Below are 22253 nucleotides of genomic sequence, written 5' to 3'. Positions count from 1 at the left end.
AACAGGCGGCGCCGGCGAGCCACCAGGATGGGCCCCTGCGAGAAACCTCTCAACGCTCTCATAGAGAAAGGCGGCTCCCCCGATTCCCAGCATGATCAGATTGGCTCGCGGAGGCCGGGCGTCCAGCACCGCCAGATTTCCTGCGCGTGCGGACTGGAGAATGCGAAAGAAACATTCCTTCGCTGGCCGCGATCAGCAGGACCGTCACCATCACAAGGAGCCAGTGTTGGATGGGGCGAGGATTCTGAAAGGAGCAGAAGAGCAATCCCACGGCGAGCAGAATGAACAGCAACTGCAGCCCGAGGACATACCGCTTCAAGTGGAAGAACGCGCCGGCCACGGCGGTTCTGATACTGAGCGGAATGGACCGGGACCCTCCAACTTCGTCGCCGGGGATCGCCTGGCGAGGTACCGACGCGGAGGGATCTCTGACGGGGACAGAAGTCATGTTTGCTCTTCCGAGTACCCGCGAACTGCGTTCGAGACTTCCGATGACGTCCTACGCGATGAGGTCCTGAATCACATGCCCATGCACGTCCGTCAGGCGGCGGTCGATGCCGTTGTGGCGGAAGGTCAGCTGGGTGTGGTCGATGCCGAGCTGATGGAGGATCGTGGCGTGGAGGTCGTAGACCAGGGTCGGGTGCTCACGGTCCGCCGGCTTGTAGCCCCACTGGTCGCTCTCGCCGACCGTCACGCCCCCTTTGATCCCGCCGCCGCACAGCCAGTTCGTGAAGCAGTACGGGTTGTGGTCCCGCCCCTTGCCCCCCTGCGTTGACGGCATCCGGCCGAACTCGGTCGTCCACAGGATCAGGGTGTCATCCAGGAGGCCCCGCTGCCGGAGGTCCTGGATCAGGGCCGCCGCGCCGCGGGCCATTCCCCGGGCGAGCGGACCGTGGTCCCGCGCGACATCTTCGTGCGAGTCCCAGTTGCGGCGGGGGAAGCCGTTGTCGTTGCCGCTCCAGATCTGGACGAACCGGACACCCCGCTCCAGCAGCCTCCGGGCGACGAGGCACTTCCGGCCGAAGGCGATCGTCTCTTCCTCGGTGTTGATCTCTGCCGGAAACGCCGTGGGGATGTGGTCGAGCCCGTACATCCGCAGGATGTGGAGCGGCTCGCCGGCCAGGTCGAGGGCCTCGGGGGCGGCCAGCTGCATGCGGGCCGCCAGCTCGTAGCTGCGGATCCGGGCTTCGAGTCGTCCGTCGCCCGGGTGCTGCTCGGCGTGTCGCCGGTTCAGCGCCGCCATGACATCGTGCGCGGCTGCTTCGCTCTCGGCTGAAACGAACCCGCCTCGCTTTCCCGGAACGAGGTCGGCGATCGGCGGCTCGCGGCCGGGGAAGATTGTCGTCCCGGCGTGCTGCGCGGGGAGGAAGGCCGAGTCCCAGTTCTTGGGACCGTTGGAGGCGAAGCCGCGATGGTCCGGGAGAACGACGAACGTCGGCAGGTTCTCGTTGAGGCTGCCGAGACCGTAGCTGACCCACGTCCCCATGCCCGGGAAGCCGGGGCTTTGAAAGCCGGTCGCCTGGAGGTAGGTCGCCTGGCTGTGGACGCCGGTCTTGCCGACGACGTTGTGGACGAACGCCATCTCGTCGACGCACGCCCCAAGGTCCGCCACGGCATCGCTCAGGAGCTTGCCGCACTCACCATAAGGACGAAACTCCCACTGCGGCCGCAGCCACGGACCGAGACCGTTCTGGAACGTCTCGACCGGCTCTCCGAAGTCCGAGGGCTGGCCGTCCCGCTTCACGAGCTCCGGCTTGAAGTCGAAGAGGTCGACCGCGCTCGCCGCGCCGGCCATGAACATCTGGACGACGCGCTTTGCCTTCGGGGCATCCTGCGGGAACGTCGGAGAGCCGGAAGGGGCAGCCTGCAGCAAGCCGTCGCGAAAAAGCATCGAAGCGAGCGCGAGTCCGCCGAACCCGCCCCCGACCTGGCTCAACATCGCGCGGCGATTCATCTCACGCATGCCGGTCACGCCTCCTCATCCCGTCTTCCGCAGAGGTGCCTCTTCGCCTCTCCAATGCACAATACCATCGGCGGCAATCGATGCGTAATCCCTCCCGGAACCGACGGTCAAGCGGACGTTTTATCGATGCCCGCAGATGTCCCCTCCGACCCTCCTCAAGATGGTGTGAACATCGCTTGTAGATTGAGCCGAAACTGAGGAATTTTCCGTGCGAATGGCATCATGAAGGGGACCCCTTCCCGGTGATGAAAATTCCGCGAAGCGCGGGTTGCTTTCTTTCCATAGGGCGCTACCATTCACCCGTCCAACGCCGGTTGAGCGGGGATCGAGTGCTGGCCCGCCTCCATCTCAAGTTCCTGGCGTTGGACATTTTTTTTGCGCGGTGGGTGACTCGCCCCGGGATGCTTTTCAGGGCGTGCTTTGACCTCCTTACGCGAGATGCTTCGCGAAGAAGGCCTTTGTCAGATCCCACATCGCCGGTGAAAGAACGTGTCCGGTGTCGGGCTCGATGAACGCCGTGAAGCGGTCGGACGCGTTCTGCTTCGCATAGGCCTTCGCGATCGTCTCGATCCCTTCGCGGACCTCCTCGATCGGTGATCCGCCGTCGGTCTCGCCGATGTTGAGATGCAGCGGCCGGGGGGCGATCAGGCCGGCGATGTCGGGCGTGTCGCCGTACTGGTAGATCCCGGGGATGAAGTTCGGAAAGCAGTGCAGCAGGTGGGTGCGGTGGATCGCCTTGTAGGTCGGGAGGCAGCAGTTTCCGACGAGGCACTTGAGGCGCGGCTCCCAGGGGCCGACGAGCCAGGTGTGGGTCGAGCCCATCGAGTGTCCGTAGCATCCGAGCTTCTCGCCGACGACTTCGGGGCGGGAGACGATGTAATCGACCGCCCGCCGCATATCGAGGATGTTTTTCCACGCCATGCATTTCCCGGCGACGACGTACCGCAGGAACTCGAACCGCTCGAACGCCGGTCCATCGAGCTTCCCGGTCGCGTCCCGCCGTTCGCCGAAGGCGAGCGCGTCGGGACAGAGGACGACGTAGCCGAGCTTGGCCAGTGCGACGCCGGTGTAATGCATCGGGTCGCCGCCGAGTCCGGCGGGCTCGATCTTGCCGACGTTCCAGCGGCCGGCGTGTTCATGCCACAGGCAGATTCCCGGTGCGGGCGACTTGTCGCTGACGCCGTCGGGGACGAGGAGGATCGCCGGGATGCGGTCTTCGGGTTCGGCGAGGTAGTTGACCCATTCGAGCCGGTAGCCGTCCTTCTGTTCCGTCTTGAGGACGCGGGCTTCGAGCGGTCCCGGTTCTGGCCAGGGGCCGCCGAGGCATCGGAGGAGATGGTCGCGGAATGTCGGTTCGGGTGTGGCACTGCCATCCTTGGTCTCGGCCGCCGAGGCCGATGCCGCGGCCAGGGAGCCTGTGACGGTCATGGTGGCGGTCCTGAGAAAGTCGCGTCGATTCGATTCCGGCATTGCATTTCTCCGGCAGGAAGGAGTCCTCAGCGAGCCGGAGGGGATTGTGACATGCTCCTGCGTTGATGGGTATCCGGTGCGATTGGCCTGACCGGGTCCAGGGGCACCCTGGTCAGGGGGTGCAGGGGGCAGAATGCCCTTTGCCCGCCGGAGGCCTGGCCTTCGAGTGATGTCTGAAGGAGTACGTGTCCAAGCGCGGACAGCGTGCCGTATGCCCCCTCACCTAACCCGCGAGGTTTGCAAAGCCAGCTGTGTGCATTGAGGGAGTCCTCATAGCCGGGACCACAAAGGGGACATCCGCTGCTTACCACGGTTCCTCATGGAAGCGCCTCCGGCGGCAAGGGGGCCTGTGTCGTTTTTTTGGCCCCTTGACCCCAGGCTGCCGTGGCACGTTGGGTTTGAGCTATGGGTGTCGTGCCGGCGAGGACGCTGCTTCCGCCTCATCGCCCGAAACGCTTCAGCCACCACCGCCGCAGACCCGTCGCCGTCTGCAACCGGTCGACCAGCGGCAACACCCGGCGAAGATCCACCATAAACCCATCCGTCGACTGATACCGCGACCGCGGATCGCGACGCGTCGCCTTCAGGATGATCCGCTCAAGAGCCGTCGGGATCTCCCGGTTCACCCTCCGCGGATGCGGCGGCGGCCCCTTCTGGATCTGGCGGATCAGGGCCGACTTGTTGTCCGCGTCATAACACTGCCGCAGCGTACACAGCTCATAAAGCGTCATCCCCAGCGAATAGATATCACACCGGATATCCATCACCGGCTCCGCCACAAATAGCTCCGGCGCCATGAACCGCAGCGTCCCGGCCGGCGCGACCCCCTGCTCCGCAATCACCGGGTCCGCCTGAAGCGCCAGCCCGAAGTCCGTGATCCGCACCGTCCCCTGCGAATCGAGCAGGATATTGGCCGGCTTGATGTCGCGGTGCAGCACCCCTTCGCCATGCGCGTACCGCAGCCCCTTGGTGACCTGCAGCAGGATCCGCACAAACGCGGCCCAGGAGTTCTTCCGCAGCCACCGGGCTCCCGACCCGGCCGGCGGCAGCGTGTCCCCCGTGATGGGCCGCGAGGGAGTCGGGGCCGCCAGCGGCGTATCGACAAGGTGGATCCGCCGGATCGCGTGGGCTTCGACGCCGCCTTCCCGAAGGAGCGTACCGATGACCTCCGACAGGCTGATCCCGTCGACGAGCGGCATGATGTAGTAGCAGTAGCCCCGTTCCTCGCCGTAGCGGTAGACCGGAACGATGTTGGCGTGCTGCAGCCGGGCGACGATCCGGGCCTCCCGCTGGAAGCGCTCCCGCCAGTCCGCTTCGATGAACGACTTCTTGAGCAGGACCTTCACGGCGACCTTTCGCCCGATCCGCCGTTCCAGGGCTTCGAAGACGATCCCCATCCCGCCCCGTCCGACTTCGCGGATCAGATCGCACTCCCCCAGTTCCTCGAGCTGCTCCAGTTCGAGCTCGCTGTTGGGGCCGGGGAGTTCCCGCCACTGCTTCCACCGCTCCATCGAGGCGATGACGGGAAGGAGTTCCCGCAGTTCGCCCGACTGGTCCGGGTGGCGGGCGCAGTACATGTCGACGGAGGGATTCCGTCCGCGGCGGAGTTCGTCTGTGAACCGTTCGAGGATCGGCTCCAGGGGGTCAGCCTGACCGTCGGGCCCCTGATGCGGCCGGGGAAGCCCCTCGATCCGGAAACCGGTCTCGTACGGGTTGCCGGAGGAGGAGTCAGAGGGCATGGGGGGCGGGAAGAGGTCGGGACCGCCGATTCGCCGGCAGGGAGAGTAAGATCGATTCCCCTCAACTATACGCTCAGGAACGACTCCGGTCCCGTCAACAAGTCAAACACCGTCCTTGCCGGGACAGTGCTGGTAGCTCAAACCCAACGTACGACGGCAGCCTGGGGTCAAGGGGGCCTCGCCCCCTTGCCGCCGGAGGCACTTCCATGTGGAACCGTGGGACACAACGGACGCCCGCTTTGTGGAACCGGCGTTGAGAACTCAAAGCTCGCCCCGGAATCCCCGCGGGTTGGTGAAGGGGCATACGGCACGGTGTCCGCGCCTGAATACGCACTCCTTCAGACATCTCTCGACGGCCAGGCCTCCGGCGGGCAAGAGGGCGTTGCCCCCTTGCATCCCCCACCAGGGGGCCCCTGGACCCGGTTAAGCTGATGAGGCTATTCCGCCTTGAGCGTCACTTCGCGGCGAGTGATCTCGCGGCCATCAATCTTGAGAACAAAAAAGTACGCGCCCGGCGGGAACCGGCCATCAAACTTGTAGCCGATACTCCCGCGAAGATTCTCACGGGCAATGATCACTCCGTCCCGGGCCACGATGTGGTCGTCCGCGTCGTGCATGTCGATCTCGACCCACAAGTCATGATGCGGCGGCTCCAGGCTGCACTGCACGATCGCCGTTTCCCCCGCGCGGAACGTTGCGCGGCGGTCAATCAACGTCTCACCAAACCGCTCCGACCCGATATCAAACCCGGCCACGGCATCGACCGGGCGAATCCCCTGGTCATTCCGCAGCACCCGCTCCGTCTGCTGGACCGACATCGGCTCCAGAACAAACCGTCCCTCCGCCCGGGCAACACCAAACACATCCGCCCGCTTCTCGACCTCAACCGCCACGACGGCACAGGTCGACGTCACGACGGCGAACGCCGCGGCCGCATGCGGCAGACCGAACCACTGCGGCCGAACGGCGTCGAGCGTCCGCCACGGCCACATCGCCGCGTCCCGGAGCCGTCCGTAAGCGTTCGGGACCACCCGGCTGAGCCACGCCCGCGCCGCCAGGTAATCCTCTTCATCAAAGAAGGTGGCATAGAACGGGATGTAAAGCATCGGGAACAGAATCAGCCCGAGCGTGAAGTAAGTCATCACGTGGAAGATCGCCCCGACACTCAGGGAGAACGCCCGCGCGGTCCCTTTCCAGCAGACAAACAGGAAGGTCATCTCCCAGAAGATCGCGACGTAAGCCATCGCCACGACCAGCCCGGGAAACAGCGACAGGTATTCGCCCACCGGATTTGAGAAGTTCGTGTTCGTCATCATCCAGTAGGCCATCTGGTCGCCGCTGAAGAAGCCGGTCGTGTGGACCTTCGTCGCCGCCGCTCCCAGATAGACGATGCCGATGAACAGCTGGATCAGTCGCCGCGGCCAGACCGGGGACGAGCGGGGAAGCGTGGGGATCGCCACACCGGCCTTCTTCCCCTTGCGGCGGCGGAGCCATTCGTCGACCGACCAGAGCGCTCCGCAGTCCGAGAGTGAAAGGAGCAGCAGCACGTGGCTGGAGATGATCGTGTACTTCGTCATCGTGCTCAGGCAGTCGAGCAGACCGAAGTAGGCGTTGAAGACCGTCGCCGCGATCAGTGAGAGCCGCGTGAACAGGCCGAGCGATGAGGTGACGAGGCTGGCGGCGTACAGGACAAACAGGACGACCGCCATCGATCCGTCGGGGATCGGGAGCAGGTCCTTGTGCTGGAAGTTCTCCCAGATCGGCGAGGCGGCGCCGTCGCTGGAGTAGATCTCCCGGATGTGGAACGCCCGGGGCCCCAGCGGCAGGAGCAGGAGGAGCGGGAGCAGGATCCGCGCCACCGCCAGTCCGAAGGGAACTTCCTCGCGGCTGAAGAACTGGTCGAACCGGCGGAGAATGGTCGGCTGGGACATGGCAGTCTGGGGAGTCACAAGTATCTGGTATCAAGTATCCGTGGCGGTCTCGTCCTCTTGCCGACGGCCGCGAGCCGATCGCTACGCTCAGCGGAACGGCGCGGGTTCCTGAAACGACGTCTGCTGGATGGCCCGCTGGCTTCCGGTCAGGTTCTCGATCGTCAGGAACGGCTTGGCGCGGGCAATCTCGTCCCGCAGCCGCGGGTTGTTGACCAGCGCGTTGTGAGCCAGCACGTTCGTCCAGCCGGCGTGCTTCGCTTCCATCACCCCGTCCAGCCCGTAGGTGGCAACGATGTGGTAGTAAGAATGGGGGATCTTGGGATCGGGGGTCCGCCGCTTCCAGACTTCGTCGGGCAGGTTATAGCGCTTGGGCCACGCCTCTTCGACCACCATGATCCGGTGGATCGGCTCGTGATCGGTGTTCTCCAGCGTCATGCGGGCGATCTTGCCCGAGTGGAGATGGAAGACGTCATAGTCCCGGCGGTGGGCCGATCCGAAGGGGACCATCTCCCCCCACGGCGGAGCGAGGTCGTACCACTCTCCGCTCTCACCCTGGCCGACGATGTGGTTCCGCGTTTCCCAGGCGGTCCAGCCGCAGTACATGTCCCAGACGATGAAGTACATGCCCACGTGATCGTGCGCGCGGTGCCCGAGGGTATGCCGGGCCAGCCCGAACCCCAGAACCGCCAGGTAGCCGAAGATAAACAGATAGCGTCCGATGCGCCGCATGCTCGGCCTCCATGCCGATCGTCCGCTGCGCAAGGACGGACCGTTCCGTCCCGGGCGGACAACCGGCGTTATCTGCCAATCGCCGGAATTGGGCAAGACGAATTCCAACCGCGGGAAGCGGCGCGAAAACCGCCCAGTGAGCGATTTCGCTCGCCCCAGCCCTCCGCCCGCATCGCGAACGGACTAACATGCGGTCCCGTCCCGGAGTTCCGCTCCGGCTTGCGCACGCCTCGAACACGGAAGCGACTCGATGTTCTCAGGTCTTCGATGTCTTCTGGCGGCGGTCTGCTTTCTCGCCGCCGTGCCCCCTACTCTCCTCCACGCCCAGCCCCAGGCCGCTCCCATGGATCCGCGGTTTGCCGAGTTGTCGAAGCAGTTCCTCGACGAATACCCCGCCCTCTCGCCGGTCGGGGCGACCGGCCTGGGGGACCACCGCTTTGACCGCCAGCTCGACGAGGTCAGCGAGGAGGCCCGCCGCCGGGAACGGGAGTTCTACGAGCGCTGGATCCGGACCCTCGAGGCGGTCGACCCCGCCCAGCTCAGCCGCGACAACCAGGTCGACCTGACACTCCTGACCCGCAAGCTCCGGAACGACCTGTGGTTCCTGACTGAGCTCCGCGAATGGGAATGGAACCCCACCGTTTACACCCAGATCGCCGGGGGTGCGGTCTACAGCCTCATGGCCCGCGATTATGCGCCGGTCAACGAGCGGCTGGCCGGCGTGACCGCCCGCCTGGAAGCCCTGCCGCGGCTCTACCGGCAGGTCCGCGAGACGCTGATCCCGGAGAAGGTCCCGCCGATCCACGCCGAGACGGCGGTGAAGCAGAACCGCGGCGTCCTGAGCACGATCAAAGAACTGGTCCGGCCCGCGATGGCCTCGCTCCCCGAAGCGGATCGCAAGCGGCTGGAGCAGGCGATCGTGACCGCCACCGAAGGTGTTGAAGAGCACCAGACCTGGCTCGAAAAGGAGCTCGTTCCGAAGGCCCGCGGGAATGCCCGGATCGGCCTGAAGCTGTTCGATGAGAAGCTGGCCCGCACGCTCGATTCGTCGCTGAGCCGGCAGGAGATCCGGGAGCGGGCGGAGTTTGAGCTGCAGCGGGTCCGCCGGGAGATGTACCGACTCGCCGGTCAGGCGCTGGCGGCCCGCGACAAGAGTTTCCAGCTTCCCGAGTCGCCGACTCCGGACGACGAGCAGCGGATCATCGAGCAGGGAATCGCGCTCGCGGCGGCGGATGTTCCGCCACGGGACAAGGTGGTCGAGGCGGCGGAGACGTCGCTCGACATCACGACGCGGTTCGTGAAGGAACGTGACCTGATGACGATCCCGCCCGACCCGCTGCGGATCATCATTATGCCGGAGTTCCAGCGGGGGGTGTCGGTCGCCTACTGCGATTCGCCGGGGGCGCTCGAAGTCGGGCAGAAGACGTTTTATGCCGTCGCTCCGCTGCCGGAGGACTGGACCGACGAGCAGTGCCGCTCGTTCCTGCGCGAGTACAACATCCGGTCGATTCATAACCTGACGGTGCACGAGGCGATGCCGGGGCACTTTGTCCAGATTGCGGTGTCGAACCGGAACCCGTCGCGGCTGCGGTCGCTGTTGTCGTCGGGGTCGTTCGTTGAAGGGTGGGCCTGTTACACCGAGCAGATGATGTCGGAGGAGGGATTTCTCAAGGAGGACCCGCTGATGCGGCTGGTGACGCTGAAGTGGAATCTGCGGGCGATTGCCAATGCGATTCTGGACCAGCGGCTGCATGTGGACGGGATCACGCGTGAGGAGGCGATGCGGCTGATGACGCGGGACACGTTCCAAGAGGAGCGGGAGGCGGCGGGGAAGTGGGTTCGGGCGCAGCTGACGTCGTGTCAGTTGTCGACGTATTTTGTGGGTTATCAGGAGCACCGCGATTTGCGGAAGGCGGCTGAAGCGGCGCAGGGTGAGAAGTTCCGGGTGAAGGCGTATCACGACAAGGTGGTCTCGTTCGGTTCACCGCCGGCGAAGTACGTGAAGGCCCTCATGCTGAACGAACCAATCCCCACGAAGTAAGCCCCAACCGGGTCCAGGGGCACCCTGGTGGGGGGATGCAAGGGGGGCAACGCCCCTCTTGCCCGCCGGAGGCCTGGCCGTCGAGAGATGTCTGAAGGAGTGAGTATCCAAGCGCGGCCCCCGTGCCGGATGCCCCCTCACCAACCCGCGGGGACTGCAAAGCGAGCATTGAGTCGTCACCGCCGGTACCACAAAGGGACGCCCGTCATGGCTGCTGCACGACGGGATCGGGCGCGTCGACACGGGCCGGAGAGAGCCCGGTTCGAGCGTGGGAAGAGCAGGACCTTGAGGCGGGCGGCGCGGCTTCTCAGGCGATGCGGCCCGACAACGTCGGACGCGAATCCATACTCGTCGGGTTCAGCACAGAGAGGCTGCGGCGGAACTGGAACTTCGCGTCGTCTCCGTCGAAGCGGCAGGTGAGCGTGTCGTAGTGGGCCGTTTCGATAAACCGCCACTGCATCGCGAACGTCTTCTCGTCCGACCACGCGCCGGCCGCGGCGAGCTTCGACGTCGTCTCGCCCGGGACCGCAGTCGGGACGAGCTTGAGCGGGACCGTCGGGAGGTCGGTCTGGCCCAGCGCCCACTGGCCGAGGCCGCAGTCGATCCTGTGCTCACCCTGGCCATCCGTCATCGCGAACCGGCACCGGCCATCTTCAAAGTTGAGCGAGACCTTCGAGATCCCGAGCGGGTTGTCGGCGATCGCGAACGACTTGCCGCTCACCGCCGCGGCGGTCGGGGAGGTCTTCTCCCCCGGGGGCAGCGGGAGAGCGAGCGACTTCATCTTGTCCGCCAGCGCCCCGGCCGACGAAGCGTCGGCGGCGAGCGGCGCGGACTTCATGGCCGGCAGAACGTGCTCCCAGAACAGATTGAGGACACCCTGCATGTCCCCCGTTTCGCTCGTGATCGCTACGACCGCGTCCTGCTCCGGCAGGACGACGCAGAACTGGCCGAACGCCCCGTCGCCGCGGTAGCCGTCGTTCCGGCACCGCCAGAACTGATAGCCGTATCCCTGCGCCCAGTCGCTCGTGTTCTTCTTGGCGTCGTCCTGGCCCATGGCGTTGTCGATCTGCCGGCTCGTCGCCTCGCCGACCCAGGCTTCCGACAGCAGCCGCTTGCCGTCCCACATCCCCTTCTGGAGATAGAGCTGACCGAAGCGGGCGATGTCCTCCGTCCGGACCCGCAGTCCCCAGCCCCCCGTCGCGATCCCGGTCGGGCTCGTCTCCCAGTCCGCCCCTTCGATCCCCAGCGGAGCGAAGAGCCGCGGCTTCAGGTAGTCGATGAGGTGTTCGCCGGTCACGGTCTCGACGATGGCCGAGAGCAGGAACGTGGCGCCGCTGTTGTATCGGAAGAAGGTCCCCGGCTCGTGATCGACCTTCCGCGAGAGGGCCGAGCGGACCCAGTCCTTCGCCGCCACGGAATAGCCGCCGCTGAAGAGACAGTCGTCCGAGTGTCCGGAGCCCATCATGAGCAGGTGCTTGACCTGCATCGCCGCCAGGTTCGGGCTGACCGACTCGGGGAGCTCCTTCGGGAAGAAGGAGGTCACCTTGTCGTCAAGCCGCAGCTTCCCCTCGTCCGCGGCGAGTCCGACCGCCGTCGAGCAGAAGCTCTTGCTCAGCGAGTACAGCGTGTGCCGGAGCTGCGGCGCATAGGGAGCCCACCACCCCTCAGCCACGACATGTCCGTGCCGCACGACCATGACGCTGTGGAGATTGTGCTTCCCGGCTTCGATCGCCTTCACAAAGGCCAGGAGAGCCGCCGACTGGATCCCCTGCGCTTCGGGCTGCGAGCGGGGGAGCAGACCGGCGACCGCGCGTTCCTCACCCCAGAGCTGCAGGGGCATCCCGGCCAGGGCCATTGATGTTGCGGTCAGGCCGAACTGCTTCAGGAAGTCTCGACGACTGGCGTGCATATCAACCTCGGAGAGCGCGGGGCGACAGTTTGATGCGACGGTGTGGTGTGACAGCTTGATGCAACAGTGTGGTGCGACAGGGGCGGTTAGGACGCCACTCTCGCACCCGGCCTCGAATCCTGCAACCGCCCCCTTTCCGTGCCCCCTCCACTCCGATCCCGGTGGCGTGGCCGTTCCGGATGCCGTACTGTTCGGTCCGTCCTGTTTCGACCGGTTCCGGTCCGGCTCACCCTGCCCGTTCGCCCATGAGCTCCGACGTCTCCTCTCTCCGTTCCGACACCTCTGTCCCGGTTTCGGCCCCGACCCGCGCCGAGGGACCGAACTGGCAGCGGTTCGCGTTTCTGACGGTCCTCGTGATCGTGACGGTCGCCGTCCGGCTCCTGCCGCATCCGCGGAACGTCACGCCGATCGGAGCCGTGGCGCTCTTCGGCGGCGCCACGCTCGCTTCGCCGGTCGCCGCGCTCGGGGTCACGCTGACGGCGTTGTTCGTCAGCGACCTGTTCGTCGGCCTGCACTTCCTGATGCTGCCGGTCTACGCCTGCTTCCTGTTCAACGTCTGGCTCGGACGGCGTCTGGGAGCGAAGCCCGGTCCCGTCCGGATCGCCGGGGGGACGCTGATCGGCTCGGTGGTCTTCTTCGTCGTCACGAACTTCGCGACGTGGCTGGCGTTCTATGAGCCGACTGCCGCCGGACTCGCGACCTGTTATCTCCGCGGTCTGCCGGACTTCGTGAACACGATCGCCGGGGACCTGTTCTTCAGCGGCCTGCTCTTCGGAGCGTTGTCGCTGGCCGAAGGACGCTTTCCCGTCCTCCGTCCCCTGCCGTCCGCCGCCGCCGCTCCTGCGGCCGCCTGATTCCCTGTTGTTCTGACAGCGTCCGGCGGACCGCCGGCGATCGCACGTCCGAATCCAGCCGTTGCCTCTTCGCCATGCGGATCGTCTCTCTCCTTCCGAGCGCCACCGAGATCGTCTGCCTGCTCGGCCTGCGGGAGCAGCTCGTCGGCGTGACACACGAGTGCGACTACCCGGTAGACGTGGCGGGGCTCCCCAAGGTGACCCGGACCCTGATCCCGCACGACGCGGCGAGCGGCGAGATCGACGCGCTCGTCCGGGATCGGCTGGCGACGCAGAAGGCGCTCTATTCGCTCGACATGCCGGTGCTGGAGCGTCTCCGGCCCGACCTGATCGTGACCCAGGCGCTGTGCGACGTCTGCGCCGTGGCGGACGAAGAAGTCCGGGCCGCCGCTTGCGCCCTCCCCGGCCAGCCGCGGGTCGTGAACCTGGAGCCGATGTGCCTCCGCGAGGTCTTCGACTGCATCACGCTCGTCGGCGAGGCGGCGGGCTGTCCCGACGAAGCCACCCGGCAGGTCGCGAGCCTCCAGGAGCGGGTGGCGGCCGTTGCGCGGCGGTCCGAGGGTCTTGCCCAGCGCCCGAGCGTCGTGCTGCTGGAGTGGATCGATCCGCCGTTCGGCTGCGGCCATTGGAGTCCGGAGCTCGTCCGGCTGGCGGGGGGCGTCGAGCAGGTGGGGCTCGAGGGGCAGCCGTCGCGGACGACTGCCTGGAGCGACATCGTCGCGGCCGATCCGGAGGTCCTGTTCATTGCCTGCTGCGGCTTCGGCGTCGACCGGACGCTCGAGGACGTTCCGCTCCTCACCTCTTATCCCGGCTGGTCCTCGCTGCGGTGCGTCCGGTCCGGCGAGGTCTATGTCGTCGACGGTTCGGCCTACTTCAGCCGCCCGGGGCCGCGGCTCGTCGACAGCCTGGAGATCCTGGCCCACACGCTTCATCCCGAGATCCACCCGCTCCCGTCTCACCTGACCCCCGCGCTCCGGGTCGGAGCCCCGGCAGCGGCGGACGCCCGGACTGTGAGCGCCCCGTGAGTTCTTCGCCCGGCCGGCGGGTGCTTGCCTCGTGGAGCAGCGGCAAGGACAGCGCGTGGATGCTGCACGTCCTCCGGCAGGATCCGGAGGTCGAAGTCGTGGGGCTGGTCACGACGTTCGCGGAGGCGACGGACCGGGTCGCGATGCACGGCGTGCCGCGATCGCTCGTCGAACGGCAGGCGACCGCCGCGGGATTGCCGCTGCGTTCCGTGTTTCTCCCGTGGCCCTGTCCCAATGCAGAGTACGAGGCGCGGATGTCGAAGCTGTTCCGGGAGGCGGTGGCCGACGGCGTGACGCACATTGCCTTCGGGGACCTGTTCCTCGAGGAAATCCGCGACTACCGAATCGGCCAGCTCGCCGGGACGGGGCTGGAGCCGCTTTTTCCGATCTGGTGCGGCCCGGAGGGGACGGCGGATCTGGCGCGGCGGATGATCGAGGGCGGCCTTCGGGCGACGCTGACGTGCGTGGACTCCCGGCAGCTCGATCCGGCGTTCGTCGGGCGGCCGTTCGACGCCAATCTGCTCCGCGACCTGCCGCCGACGGTCGATCCCTGCGGCGAGCGGGGAGAGTTTCACACGTTCTGCTGGTCCGGCCCGCATCAGGCCAACCCGGTCCCGCTGGCGCTCCGGACGGGAGCGGTGACCGAGCGGGATGGCTTCGTCTTTGCCGAGCCGATCCTCGCCGACTGATCGCCGGACGGCTTTCGCCCAAGACTGCTTCCGGCCTTCAGCGGCAGCGGCCTGTCGGTCCGGGGTGCATTCGCTGGATGGTGGTCTAAACGCGTGCTTGCCGGCGCGGCTCTGTCAGCTCACACCCAATGTGCGACGGCAGCCTGGGGTCAAGGGGGCCACGCCCCCTTGCCGCCGGAGGCACTTCCATGAGGAACCGTGGTAAGTAACGGATGTCCCCTTTGTGGAACCGGCCATGAGGACTCCCCCAATCCAGAACGCTCGCGTTGCAATCCCCGCGGGTTGGTGAGGGGGCATCCGACACGTTGTCCGCGCCTGGATACGCTCTCCTTCAGATATCTTCCGACGGCCAGGCCTCCGGCGGGCAAGAGGGCGTTGCCCCCTTGCATCCCCCACCAGGGTGCCCCTGGACCCGGTTCGCCGGAAGGTCGGATTGTCGATGCGATTCACGGCGGGTACAACGCGAGAGGCTCGCGGATGGGACAACGGCTGCCGGGCTTGGACTCCCTGTTCTCGACTCCCGTGCGGCCGGGGACTGAATCTTCCGCCGCGTGTTCCTCCCTCCCCCTGGAACCCGAGTGATGAACCTTCGGCTTCGGATGCGTGCGGCGTGGATCGGTCGCTCCTCCCTGGTCTCCGCGACCGCTCTCCTGCTGCTGGCGGCCCCCGCCGCCGCCCAGGACCTCTTCCGGCATCTCGACGCCAACGAGGATGAGGTCCTCAGCGGCAAGGAAGCGGCCCTCGTCAAACCGCTCGACGCCGACGGAGATGGCGAGATCAGCCGTTCGGAGTTCGACACCGCCGTGGCCGAGCATCGCCGCCGGCTGGATCGGGTCGATCAGGCGCTGTTCACGGTCCGCGATGGCAATGAGGATGGACGCCTCTCCGGGACGGAGCTGAGCGGCTACGAGTTCACCGATCTCAACGGCGACAAGCGGGTGCCGCTGGAGGAGTTCCTCGCCGGCCTCCGGCAGCAGCGGGGGGACCTCAAGAAGCTCAACGTCGACGAACTCCGCGAGGAAGCGGTCCGCCGTTTCAAGGCCCTCGATCAGAACGAGGATGGCCGGCTCAGCGGGACGGAGCTGGCGGACGGAACGACCTTCGACTTGAACGGCGACCGCCGCGTGCCGGCCGACGAGTTCCTGACCGCGATGGTCCTCGACACCGTAACCGCCGTGAGTGAGGGCTCGCCGCCCGCTCCGGTCCCGGCGCCCGCCCCCGCTCCTGCGCCGCCGTCGGCGCCGCTGACGATCGATTCCGCCGTCACGACGGTCGTGGAGGCGGTGAACGGAAAGAGTTCGACGGCAATGTATGCCGGGTTCCTGCCGGAGCTGCGGGGGCTCGTCGACGAGCCGATGCTGCGGTACACGCTTGAGCACATCGCCCGCAGCCACGGAAAGATCGCGCTGCCGCGGGGGAAGGGGATCGAGTCGTCGGAAGTCGACGGCACGGTGACGGCGAGTGTTCCGGTCCAGTGCGCCCGCGGGAAACTGACGCTGCGGGTCGGTCTGACCCGCGGAGCGATCAGCTCGTTCTCGTTCGAATCGCCGCAGGTCGACCAGCTCAACGACCGGCTCTTCCTGGACCTTCAGGAAAACAGCGACGGGGTTCTCAAGCGGTTTGCCGAGTTCTACTCCGTCCCGTGCCAGCAGATGATCCGCAGCGTCCTGGCGAAGCAGGGGGACGACGCCTTTGCCATGATCCATCCCGAGATCCAGCAGTCGATCGGGCGGGAGGCGTTCCAGGGTGTGTTCGACTACCTGCTGCAGGGGGTCGGAAGGGACGCCGCGATCACCCTGGAGGCGGCCGCCGTGGAGCTGGACGCGAACAAGAAGGGGGAGTTCCTGAGCGTCACGCACCTTGTGAAGGGTTCGGCCGGGACGCAGGCGGTGACGCACAAGCTCCAGTTCATCGGACTGAAGGCGCATTTCGTCGGTCTGTCATCGAAGCCGTTCGAGGCAGCTCCGACGACGACGTCCGCTCCGGCCGGTGTCCCGGCGAAGGGTTGGAAGGTCGTTTCATCGGTGGAGGATGGCCTTCGTTTCTCGATGCCCGGCGATCCGACGCGGTCGGTCGACGAGGGGGGGCACATCCTGTACCGCCTCGACACTCAGACTCCCTCGGCGCTGTACTCGGTCCACATTCTGAAGTTCGACGACAATATCGAGGGGGATCCGAAGGGGTTCTTTGAGGGGCTGGACGGGTCGTTGCCGGACTCGTTCCAGGGGAAGATCGTCGACACCGATCCGGCGAACTGGAACGGGCATCCGGGGCGGGTGACGATGATGAACCTGAAGGATGGGCGGGTGATGGTTCGCCGGGACATCCTGGTGGGGAAGGTCGTTTACGCGATGCAGTGGTTGACGAGTGATACGAGTAAGGGGACGCAGAAGAGTTTTGGACTGCCGTTTATTGAGTCGTTTGGTGCGCCGGAGGAGAAGGCTTCGAAGCCGGAGCCGGAGGTCCCGCCGCCGCCGCGCTAGTGAGTTGCTCAACCAGCGCACTTGCCGGCACGGCTCTGCTCGCTCAAACCCAACGTGCGACGGCAGCTTGGGGTCAAGGGGGCCACGCCCCCTTGCCGCCGGAGGCACTTCCGTGAGGAACCGTGGTACACAACGGATGTCCCCTTTGTGGTACCAGCGATGAGGACTCCCTCAATCCTCACCGCTCGCGTCGCAATCCCCGCGGGTTGGTGAGGGGGCATACGACACGGTGTCCGCGTTTGGACACGCCCTCCTTCAGACATCCCTCGACGGTCAGGCCTCCGGCGGGCAAAGGGGCGTTGCCCCTCTGCACTCCCCACCAGGGTTCCCCTGGACCCGGCTCTTTAGAACCGCAGCCCGACACGCGTAATAAAGCCATTGTTGATGCTGAAGTCCGTGCCGACCTTCTCAAAGTCGACATTCCGGTCAAATACCCAGCCCGCCTCGATATAGCTGGTCAGCCAACCCGCCTCGAACCGCAAACCACCCACGACCCGCCAGTCCTGAATCTGCACACGGTCCACCCGGGCCCCCGGAAAAGCGTCCACCTGGTACGCCTCCACGTGATACTCGGCTCCGACATAAGCCCACGTCGCCACACCGTTCGGCGTCCCCAGGAAGTAGCTCACCCGCGGCTTCGGGAAGAGCAGCCGGAACTCCCACAGGTCGTTCGGCGTATAAACCACCCCGGCATACGGCAGGATGATGTTGTCGACCCGGTCCCAGTAAGCGACCCCGAGGGCGACCATGAACTGCGGACTCGCCCGCCAGAACGCCACGCCGTACCCGTCGAACAGGAACGCCTCGCTCTCCAGACCGGACTTGAAGTCCGTCGCGATCGTCGGATCGAACCCGAACTCCACACTCCACCGGTTCACTTCCGGCGAGTGCAGCTTCATCCCCACGCCGAACGAATACGCCGATCCCGGCAGCGATGAGTTCCCACCGTTCGTCGGACCGTCCCAGGACCGGATCCCGATGTGCGGGAGCGCTCCGAACGACCAGCCGCCACCGAGCTGGTGAGCGAACTCCTTCTCCAGGTCGATGGCGAAGATCCCCATCGTCCCCACGCCGCTCGTCCCTTCACTCGGCATGTAGGTGAAGTCGATCCGCTCCTGCATCCCGTACTGCACGGGCGCGGGACCGTTGGCCCCGTAGCTGTACATCGGGGCGGACTGCGGCGAGGGATAGACGGGGGAACCGCCGTACGGATTCTGCTGCAGCCAGGGATCGTTCGAGAACGGGGCCGCTCCCGGCGCTCCCATCATCGGCTGACCGTAGCCCGGCATCGGCTGCCCATACGAGGGGACCGGCTGGCCCATCGGAGCACCGGCCGGCGGGTACGTCGGGCTCTGGCCGCGGATGATCGTCTCATCCGACGTTTCGAGAGCGGCGGCAAAGACCGAAGCAGCCGGAGCGATCGCGAACGAATGACCTTGCTCCGGAACGACCGGAGTCGCCGCCATGAGCCAGGTGAAAATCAGAGTGGCAGTATTCACAGGACATCCTTGTCCGCGGGACGGAACCCACCGGGGACCGGTGAGCATTCGGCCGATTCCGCCGTCCGGACGGGAAGACTCCCCGCCCACGGCAGAAACTGCCGGATTGTCTGCGCCGGGCGGATTAGGTCAACCGGAGTTTTTTTCGAAGCCGATCCTCCTGGCCTCACGACGCTTACGCCGCGGCGAAACGGCGTAGAATTCGCTCAGAGGACTCGTCCGACCGCGGCCGTCCCGCGCTCCTGAAGGGGCGGCGTCAGCCCTCGCATCGGGAAACAGCATCTGATTCACCTCCGGAGGATCCCATGTCACGCTTCCAGGTCCGCATTCATTCGCTTCCGGAACAGCCCGGAGACTGGCTCCCGGCCCTCTCGCACATGGTTACCTGTCCGCCGACCGCCGCGTGGGAACTGGCCGACTACGTTGCCGCGCACGTCCCCTGCCTGCTCGTCGCGGGGGTCGAGGAAGCGGTCGCAACCCGGCTGGTCGACGCCCTGACACAGGCCGGCGCCTCCGCGGAGGCGGAGCTCTCCCCGACCAGTTTTCCGATGCTTCTCTGCCCCGGCCTCGACGCCGCCCCCCGCTGACACGGGACTCCGGTCCGCGCCCCGGAGCCGCTTCCTGACCGCCGGCGGACCACCAGCCGGCAGCCCGGTCCCCGCCGAACATCAACCCGCGCGGGGAATTGCGAATTTCCCGCGAATCGGGGTAGTCTCGACCCCCGGCGGCCAAACTGCCTATTATCCCGCCCCGCGGGGGGACCGAACCGGCTCCCGCTCCCGGTATCGCGCGGCTTGGCTCATTTGCGGAATGGGGTCGCGCGGTTGCGCTCCGGGTCACGGAAGGACCAGGCGAACATGCCCATCAAGAAGCTCAGCACGCAGAAGACGATCCACGAAAAGCTCTCCGAACTCGCCCGCAATCTGTGGTGGAGCTGGCAACCGGAGGTCGTCTCGGTCTTCCGCGAAATCGACCCCGTCAGCTGGTCGATGCTGCAGCACAACCCGATCCTGCTCCTGAAGGAGTACGGTCCCGACGAGCTCGAGATCCGCGCCCGCGAAGAAGTCCTCCACGCCCGCATCCACGAGGCGTACCGCCGCTGGCGGGAGTACATGACCTCGGACGATACGTGGGCCTCGACCCACACCGGCGTCCTCGGGCACCGGCCGGCCGCCTACTTCTCGGCCGAGTTCGGTCTCCACGAATCGCTGCGGATCTACTCCGGCGGCCTCGGTCTCCTGGCGGGGGACCATCTCAAGAGCGCTTCGGACCTCGGCGTGCCGCTCGTCGCCGTCGGCCTCTTCTACTACGAAGGCTACTTCAGCCAGACGATCAGCCCCGAAGGCTGGCAGCAGGAGGCCTACAACCTCGCGCAGCCCCAGGACCTGCCGATCTCCGAGACCCTCGCTCCCGACGGATCGAAACTCCTGATCTCGGTCCCGACCCGCAGCGGACCGATCTTCGCCCGCGTCTGGACGGTCAACGTCGGACGGATTCCGCTGTACCTCCTCGACTCGAACGTCCCCGAGAACAAGGAAGAGGATCGCCGCCTGACTGCCCGCCTGTACGGCGGCGACCAGCGGACCCGCATCCGCCAGGAGATGCTCCTCGGGATCGGCGGGGTCAAGGCGCTCGACGCCCTCGGGATCCATCCCCGCGTGTTCCACATGAACGAAGGGCACTCCGCCTTCGCATCGCTGGAACTGATTCGCATGCGGGTCCGGAACGACGGCCTCGACTTCTCCGCCGCCCTCCGCGAAGTCGCGGCGATGGGAGTCTTCACGACCCACACTCCCGTCGAAGCCGGACACGACCGCTTCGACGGCGGCCTGATCGGCGAACACCTCGGGCCGACCGCCGATGAGCTCGGACTCAATCACGACGGCATCATGGGGATGGGGCGGGTCGATCCCCACAACCACGGCGAGCCGTTCTGCATGACCGTCCTGGCGTTCAAGACGTCGCGGCGGGCGAACGCGGTCTCGAACCTCCACGGCGTCGTCAGCCGCCGGATGTGGCGGAACCTCTGGCCGTGGCGGAGCGAAGAAGAGATTCCGATCGGCCACATCACGAACGGCGTCCACGTCAACACGTGGCTCGCCCCGCAGATGCGGGTCCTGTACGACCGCGTCCTGCCCCTGAACTGGCACGTCAAGAGCGGGACCCCGGAGGTCTGGGCCGGGATCGAATCCCTCTCGGCCGGGGAAATCTGGGAGACCCACGAGGCGCTCAAGAACCGCCTGATCAACCACGCCCGGCTGCGGCTCGTCCGGCAGGCGGAGCGGCACAAGGCGACCGCCAAAGAGATCGCCAAGCTCCAGCAGATCCTCGATCCGCAGCATCTCCTGATCGGCTTCGCCCGGCGGTTCGCCCCCTACAAGCGGGCCGACCTGATCCTGCGGGACCTCGAGCAACTCGCGCAGATCATCGCCGACGCCGAGCAGCCGGTGCAGTTCGTCTTCGCGGGGAAAGCCCACCCGGCCGACAACCACGGCAAGGAGATCCTGAAGCGGATCCACAACCTGGCGCACGACGCCCGTTTTGCCGGCCGCGTCGTGTTCCTCGAGGACTACGACATCAACCTCGCCCGGCACCTCGTCCAGGGGGTCGACGTGTGGCTCAACAACCCGCGGCGTCCGCTGGAAGCCTCGGGAACCAGCGGCCAGAAGGTGGTCCTCAACGGGGGCCTCAACCTGTCGGTCCTCGACGGCTGGTGGGCGGAGGCGTTCGACGGCCGCAACGGGTTCGGGATCGGCAACGGCCTGATCCACGTCAACTCCGAGATCCAGGACGAGCGGGACGCCGAGTCGCTCATGACGGTCCTGCAGAAGGACGTGATCCCGATGTACTACCGCCGCGACCAGGACGGCCTGCCGCTGGAATGGATCGCCCGGATGAAGCGCGCCGTCCGGACGCTCGGCTGGCGGTTCAACGCCGACCGGATGGTCATGGACTACGTTCAGCAGACCTATGTGCCGGCCGCCGGCAGCACGTCGAGCGCGATGATGGTGATGCCCTAGGGGGTACGAGGGTCGAGGGACTGGAGACTAGGGACAGGAATCGCGATCGGTCGCTTCAAAGAACCTCCGGTCGCGTCAGCCTCCTTTCTCTTGCCCCTAGACCCTGGTCCCTCGACCACTTCCTCAACCTTCCGGAAGGGATGCCGTGAAGATTCGCAGTCGATTCCTGATCCGCATGGCGACCTGGTGCCTGCGGCTGGTGTTCCTGGCTATCTTCGCCACGACCCGCAAGAAGCTCGTCACCCCGGTGCCGGACATCAGTCCGTTTGCCGACACGAAGGGTGTCAACTACCTCTACTGCATCTGGCACGACGAGATCGTCGGGGCCATCTTCAGCGGACCGACGACCTGCTGCGCAGCCCTCGTGAGCCGCCACGCCGACGGCTCCTACGTGTCCGACATCGTTGAAGCGCTCGGCATGAAGGCGGTCCGCGGCTCGAGCCACCACGGCGGGGCAGCCGCCCTGCGGCAGATGATGGACGATGCGAAGAGCCATCACATCTGCATCGCGACCGACGGCCCCCGCGGCCCGCGGCGGGTCGTGAAGGACGGGATCGTGTTTCTCGCCTCGCAGACCGGACGGTCGATCATTCCCTACGCGTTCGCCGCGTCGAAGATGTGGCGGATCCCCGGCAAGTGGACCGACCTCGCGATTCCGCGTCCCTTCAGCACCGTCTACGTCGTCGGAAGCTGGCCCCGCACCGTCCCGCCGAACCTGAGCCGCGACCAGCTGACGGTCCACCGCGACTCGCTCCAGGCCGAGATGGACCGCGTCAACGCCGCCGCTCAGAGGCTGGCGGCCGGCGAGAACGTCGAGATGTGGCCTGCCTCGGCGATGCCGACCGAGACCCGCCGCGCTGCCTGAGCCGGCTCCTTCGCGACCATCGTTTCCGCGTTTATC

Annotated in this window: 15 protein-coding genes; 8 read left to right on the top strand and 7 right to left on the bottom strand. The window is 66.4% G+C overall.

The window, feature by feature from the left end:
- Positions 1-499 precede the first annotated feature (499 nt).
- The 5 genes from VT03_RS15920 to VT03_RS15900 all read right to left on the bottom strand — a co-directional run bounded on the left by VT03_RS15920 (position 500) and on the right by VT03_RS15900 (position 7832).
- Positions 500-1954, bottom strand: a complete 1455-nt coding sequence (locus VT03_RS15920) for a DUF1501 domain-containing protein (RefSeq protein WP_197489372.1) — start codon at positions 1952-1954, stop codon at positions 500-502.
- Positions 1955-2392: 438 nt separating this feature from the next.
- The gene (locus VT03_RS15915; protein ID WP_075093885.1) at positions 2393-3433 is read right to left on the bottom strand and encodes a dienelactone hydrolase family protein; all 1041 of its coding nucleotides are present in this window, start codon (positions 3431-3433) and stop codon (positions 2393-2395) included.
- Between the two features lie 440 nt (positions 3434-3873).
- Positions 3874-5172: a serine/threonine-protein kinase gene (locus tag VT03_RS15910; protein WP_075093884.1), complete on the bottom strand. Its 1299-nt coding sequence runs from the start codon at positions 5170-5172 to the stop codon at positions 3874-3876.
- 437 nt (positions 5173-5609) lie between these two features.
- Positions 5610-7103: an HTTM domain-containing protein gene (locus VT03_RS15905; RefSeq protein WP_075093883.1), complete on the bottom strand. Its 1494-nt coding sequence runs from the start codon at positions 7101-7103 to the stop codon at positions 5610-5612.
- An 87-nt stretch (positions 7104-7190) separates the two neighbouring features.
- Complete coding sequence (locus tag VT03_RS15900) at positions 7191-7832, bottom strand: hypothetical protein (protein ID WP_075093882.1); 642 nt, start codon at positions 7830-7832, stop codon at positions 7191-7193.
- A 250-nt stretch (positions 7833-8082) separates the two neighbouring features.
- Here VT03_RS15900 and VT03_RS15895 point away from each other — a divergent pair, with 250 nt between their 5' ends.
- Positions 8083-9873, top strand: coding sequence for a DUF885 domain-containing protein (locus tag VT03_RS15895; RefSeq protein WP_075093881.1), 1791 nt, complete (start codon positions 8083-8085; stop codon positions 9871-9873).
- Positions 9874-10180: 307 nt separating this feature from the next.
- On the opposite strand, the gene VT03_RS15890 is transcribed toward VT03_RS15895, so the two are convergent.
- The gene (locus VT03_RS15890) at positions 10181-11782 is read right to left on the bottom strand and encodes a serine hydrolase domain-containing protein (RefSeq protein WP_075093880.1); all 1602 of its coding nucleotides are present in this window, start codon (positions 11780-11782) and stop codon (positions 10181-10183) included.
- Between the two features lie 245 nt (positions 11783-12027).
- Here VT03_RS15890 and VT03_RS15885 point away from each other — a divergent pair, with 245 nt between their 5' ends.
- The 4 genes from VT03_RS15885 (at position 12028) to VT03_RS15870 (ending at position 16833) form a co-directional block, all read left to right on the top strand.
- Positions 12028-12636, top strand: a complete 609-nt coding sequence (locus VT03_RS15885; protein WP_156514539.1) for a DUF6580 family putative transport protein — start codon at positions 12028-12030, stop codon at positions 12634-12636.
- A 74-nt stretch (positions 12637-12710) separates the two neighbouring features.
- Positions 12711-13661: a cobalamin-binding protein gene (locus VT03_RS15880; protein ID WP_075093879.1), complete on the top strand. Its 951-nt coding sequence runs from the start codon at positions 12711-12713 to the stop codon at positions 13659-13661.
- On the top strand, positions 13658-14350 hold the full coding sequence (locus VT03_RS15875; RefSeq protein ID WP_075093878.1) for an ATP-binding protein: 693 nt from the start codon (positions 13658-13660) through the stop codon (positions 14348-14350). Before VT03_RS15880 ends, VT03_RS15875 begins: the two co-directional genes overlap by 4 nt.
- Positions 14351-14931: 581 nt before the next feature.
- On the top strand, positions 14932-16833 hold the full coding sequence (locus VT03_RS15870; RefSeq protein WP_075093877.1) for a hypothetical protein: 1902 nt from the start codon (positions 14932-14934) through the stop codon (positions 16831-16833).
- 344 nt (positions 16834-17177) lie between these two features.
- Here VT03_RS15870 and VT03_RS15865 read toward each other — a convergent pair whose 3' ends face one another.
- Positions 17178-18332 (bottom strand): hypothetical protein, encoded by a 1155-nt coding sequence (locus tag VT03_RS15865; RefSeq protein WP_156514538.1) that lies wholly within the window; start codon positions 18330-18332, stop codon positions 17178-17180.
- A gap of 305 nt (positions 18333-18637) precedes the next feature.
- Here VT03_RS15865 and VT03_RS15860 point away from each other — a divergent pair, with 305 nt between their 5' ends.
- The 3 genes from VT03_RS15860 to VT03_RS15850 all read left to right on the top strand — a co-directional run bounded on the left by VT03_RS15860 (position 18638) and on the right by VT03_RS15850 (position 22217).
- The gene (locus tag VT03_RS15860) at positions 18638-18919 is read left to right on the top strand and encodes a hypothetical protein (protein ID WP_075093875.1); all 282 of its coding nucleotides are present in this window, start codon (positions 18638-18640) and stop codon (positions 18917-18919) included.
- 270 nt (positions 18920-19189) lie between these two features.
- Positions 19190-21352 (top strand): alpha-glucan family phosphorylase, encoded by a 2163-nt coding sequence (glgP, locus tag VT03_RS15855; RefSeq protein ID WP_075093874.1) that lies wholly within the window; start codon positions 19190-19192, stop codon positions 21350-21352.
- Positions 21353-21497: 145 nt separating this feature from the next.
- Positions 21498-22217 (top strand): lysophospholipid acyltransferase family protein, encoded by a 720-nt coding sequence (locus tag VT03_RS15850; RefSeq protein WP_075093873.1) that lies wholly within the window; start codon positions 21498-21500, stop codon positions 22215-22217.
- The last annotated feature ends 36 nt before the right edge of the window (positions 22218-22253 follow it).

Origin of the sequence: Planctomyces sp. SH-PL14, assembly GCF_001610835.1 — a bacterium.
Taxonomy (GTDB): domain Bacteria; phylum Planctomycetota; class Planctomycetia; order Planctomycetales; family Planctomycetaceae; genus Planctomyces_A.
The sequence above is the reverse complement of the archived record's forward strand: the minus strand, read 5'-3'. Positions and strand labels throughout refer to the sequence as shown.

Coding starts and splice junctions, on each gene's coding strand:
- VT03_RS15920 (WP_197489372.1), bottom strand. CDS start 1,954: ATGAATCGCCGCGCGATGTTGAGCCAGGTCGGGGGCGGGTTCGGCGGA.
- VT03_RS15915 (WP_075093885.1), bottom strand. CDS start 3,433: ATGCCGGAATCGAATCGACGCGACTTTCTCAGGACCGCCACCATGACC.
- VT03_RS15910 (WP_075093884.1), bottom strand. CDS start 5,172: ATGCCCTCTGACTCCTCCTCCGGCAACCCGTACGAGACCGGTTTCCGG.
- VT03_RS15905 (WP_075093883.1), bottom strand. CDS start 7,103: ATGTCCCAGCCGACCATTCTCCGCCGGTTCGACCAGTTCTTCAGCCGC.
- VT03_RS15900 (WP_075093882.1), bottom strand. CDS start 7,832: ATGCGGCGCATCGGACGCTATCTGTTTATCTTCGGCTACCTGGCGGTT.
- VT03_RS15895 (WP_075093881.1), top strand. CDS start 8,083: ATGTTCTCAGGTCTTCGATGTCTTCTGGCGGCGGTCTGCTTTCTCGCC.
- VT03_RS15890 (WP_075093880.1), bottom strand. CDS start 11,782: ATGCACGCCAGTCGTCGAGACTTCCTGAAGCAGTTCGGCCTGACCGCA.
- VT03_RS15885 (WP_156514539.1), top strand. CDS start 12,028: ATGAGCTCCGACGTCTCCTCTCTCCGTTCCGACACCTCTGTCCCGGTT.
- VT03_RS15880 (WP_075093879.1), top strand. CDS start 12,711: ATGCGGATCGTCTCTCTCCTTCCGAGCGCCACCGAGATCGTCTGCCTG.
- VT03_RS15870 (WP_075093877.1), top strand. CDS start 14,932: ATGAACCTTCGGCTTCGGATGCGTGCGGCGTGGATCGGTCGCTCCTCC.
- VT03_RS15860 (WP_075093875.1), top strand. CDS start 18,638: ATGTCACGCTTCCAGGTCCGCATTCATTCGCTTCCGGAACAGCCCGGA.
- glgP (WP_075093874.1), top strand. CDS start 19,190: ATGCCCATCAAGAAGCTCAGCACGCAGAAGACGATCCACGAAAAGCTC.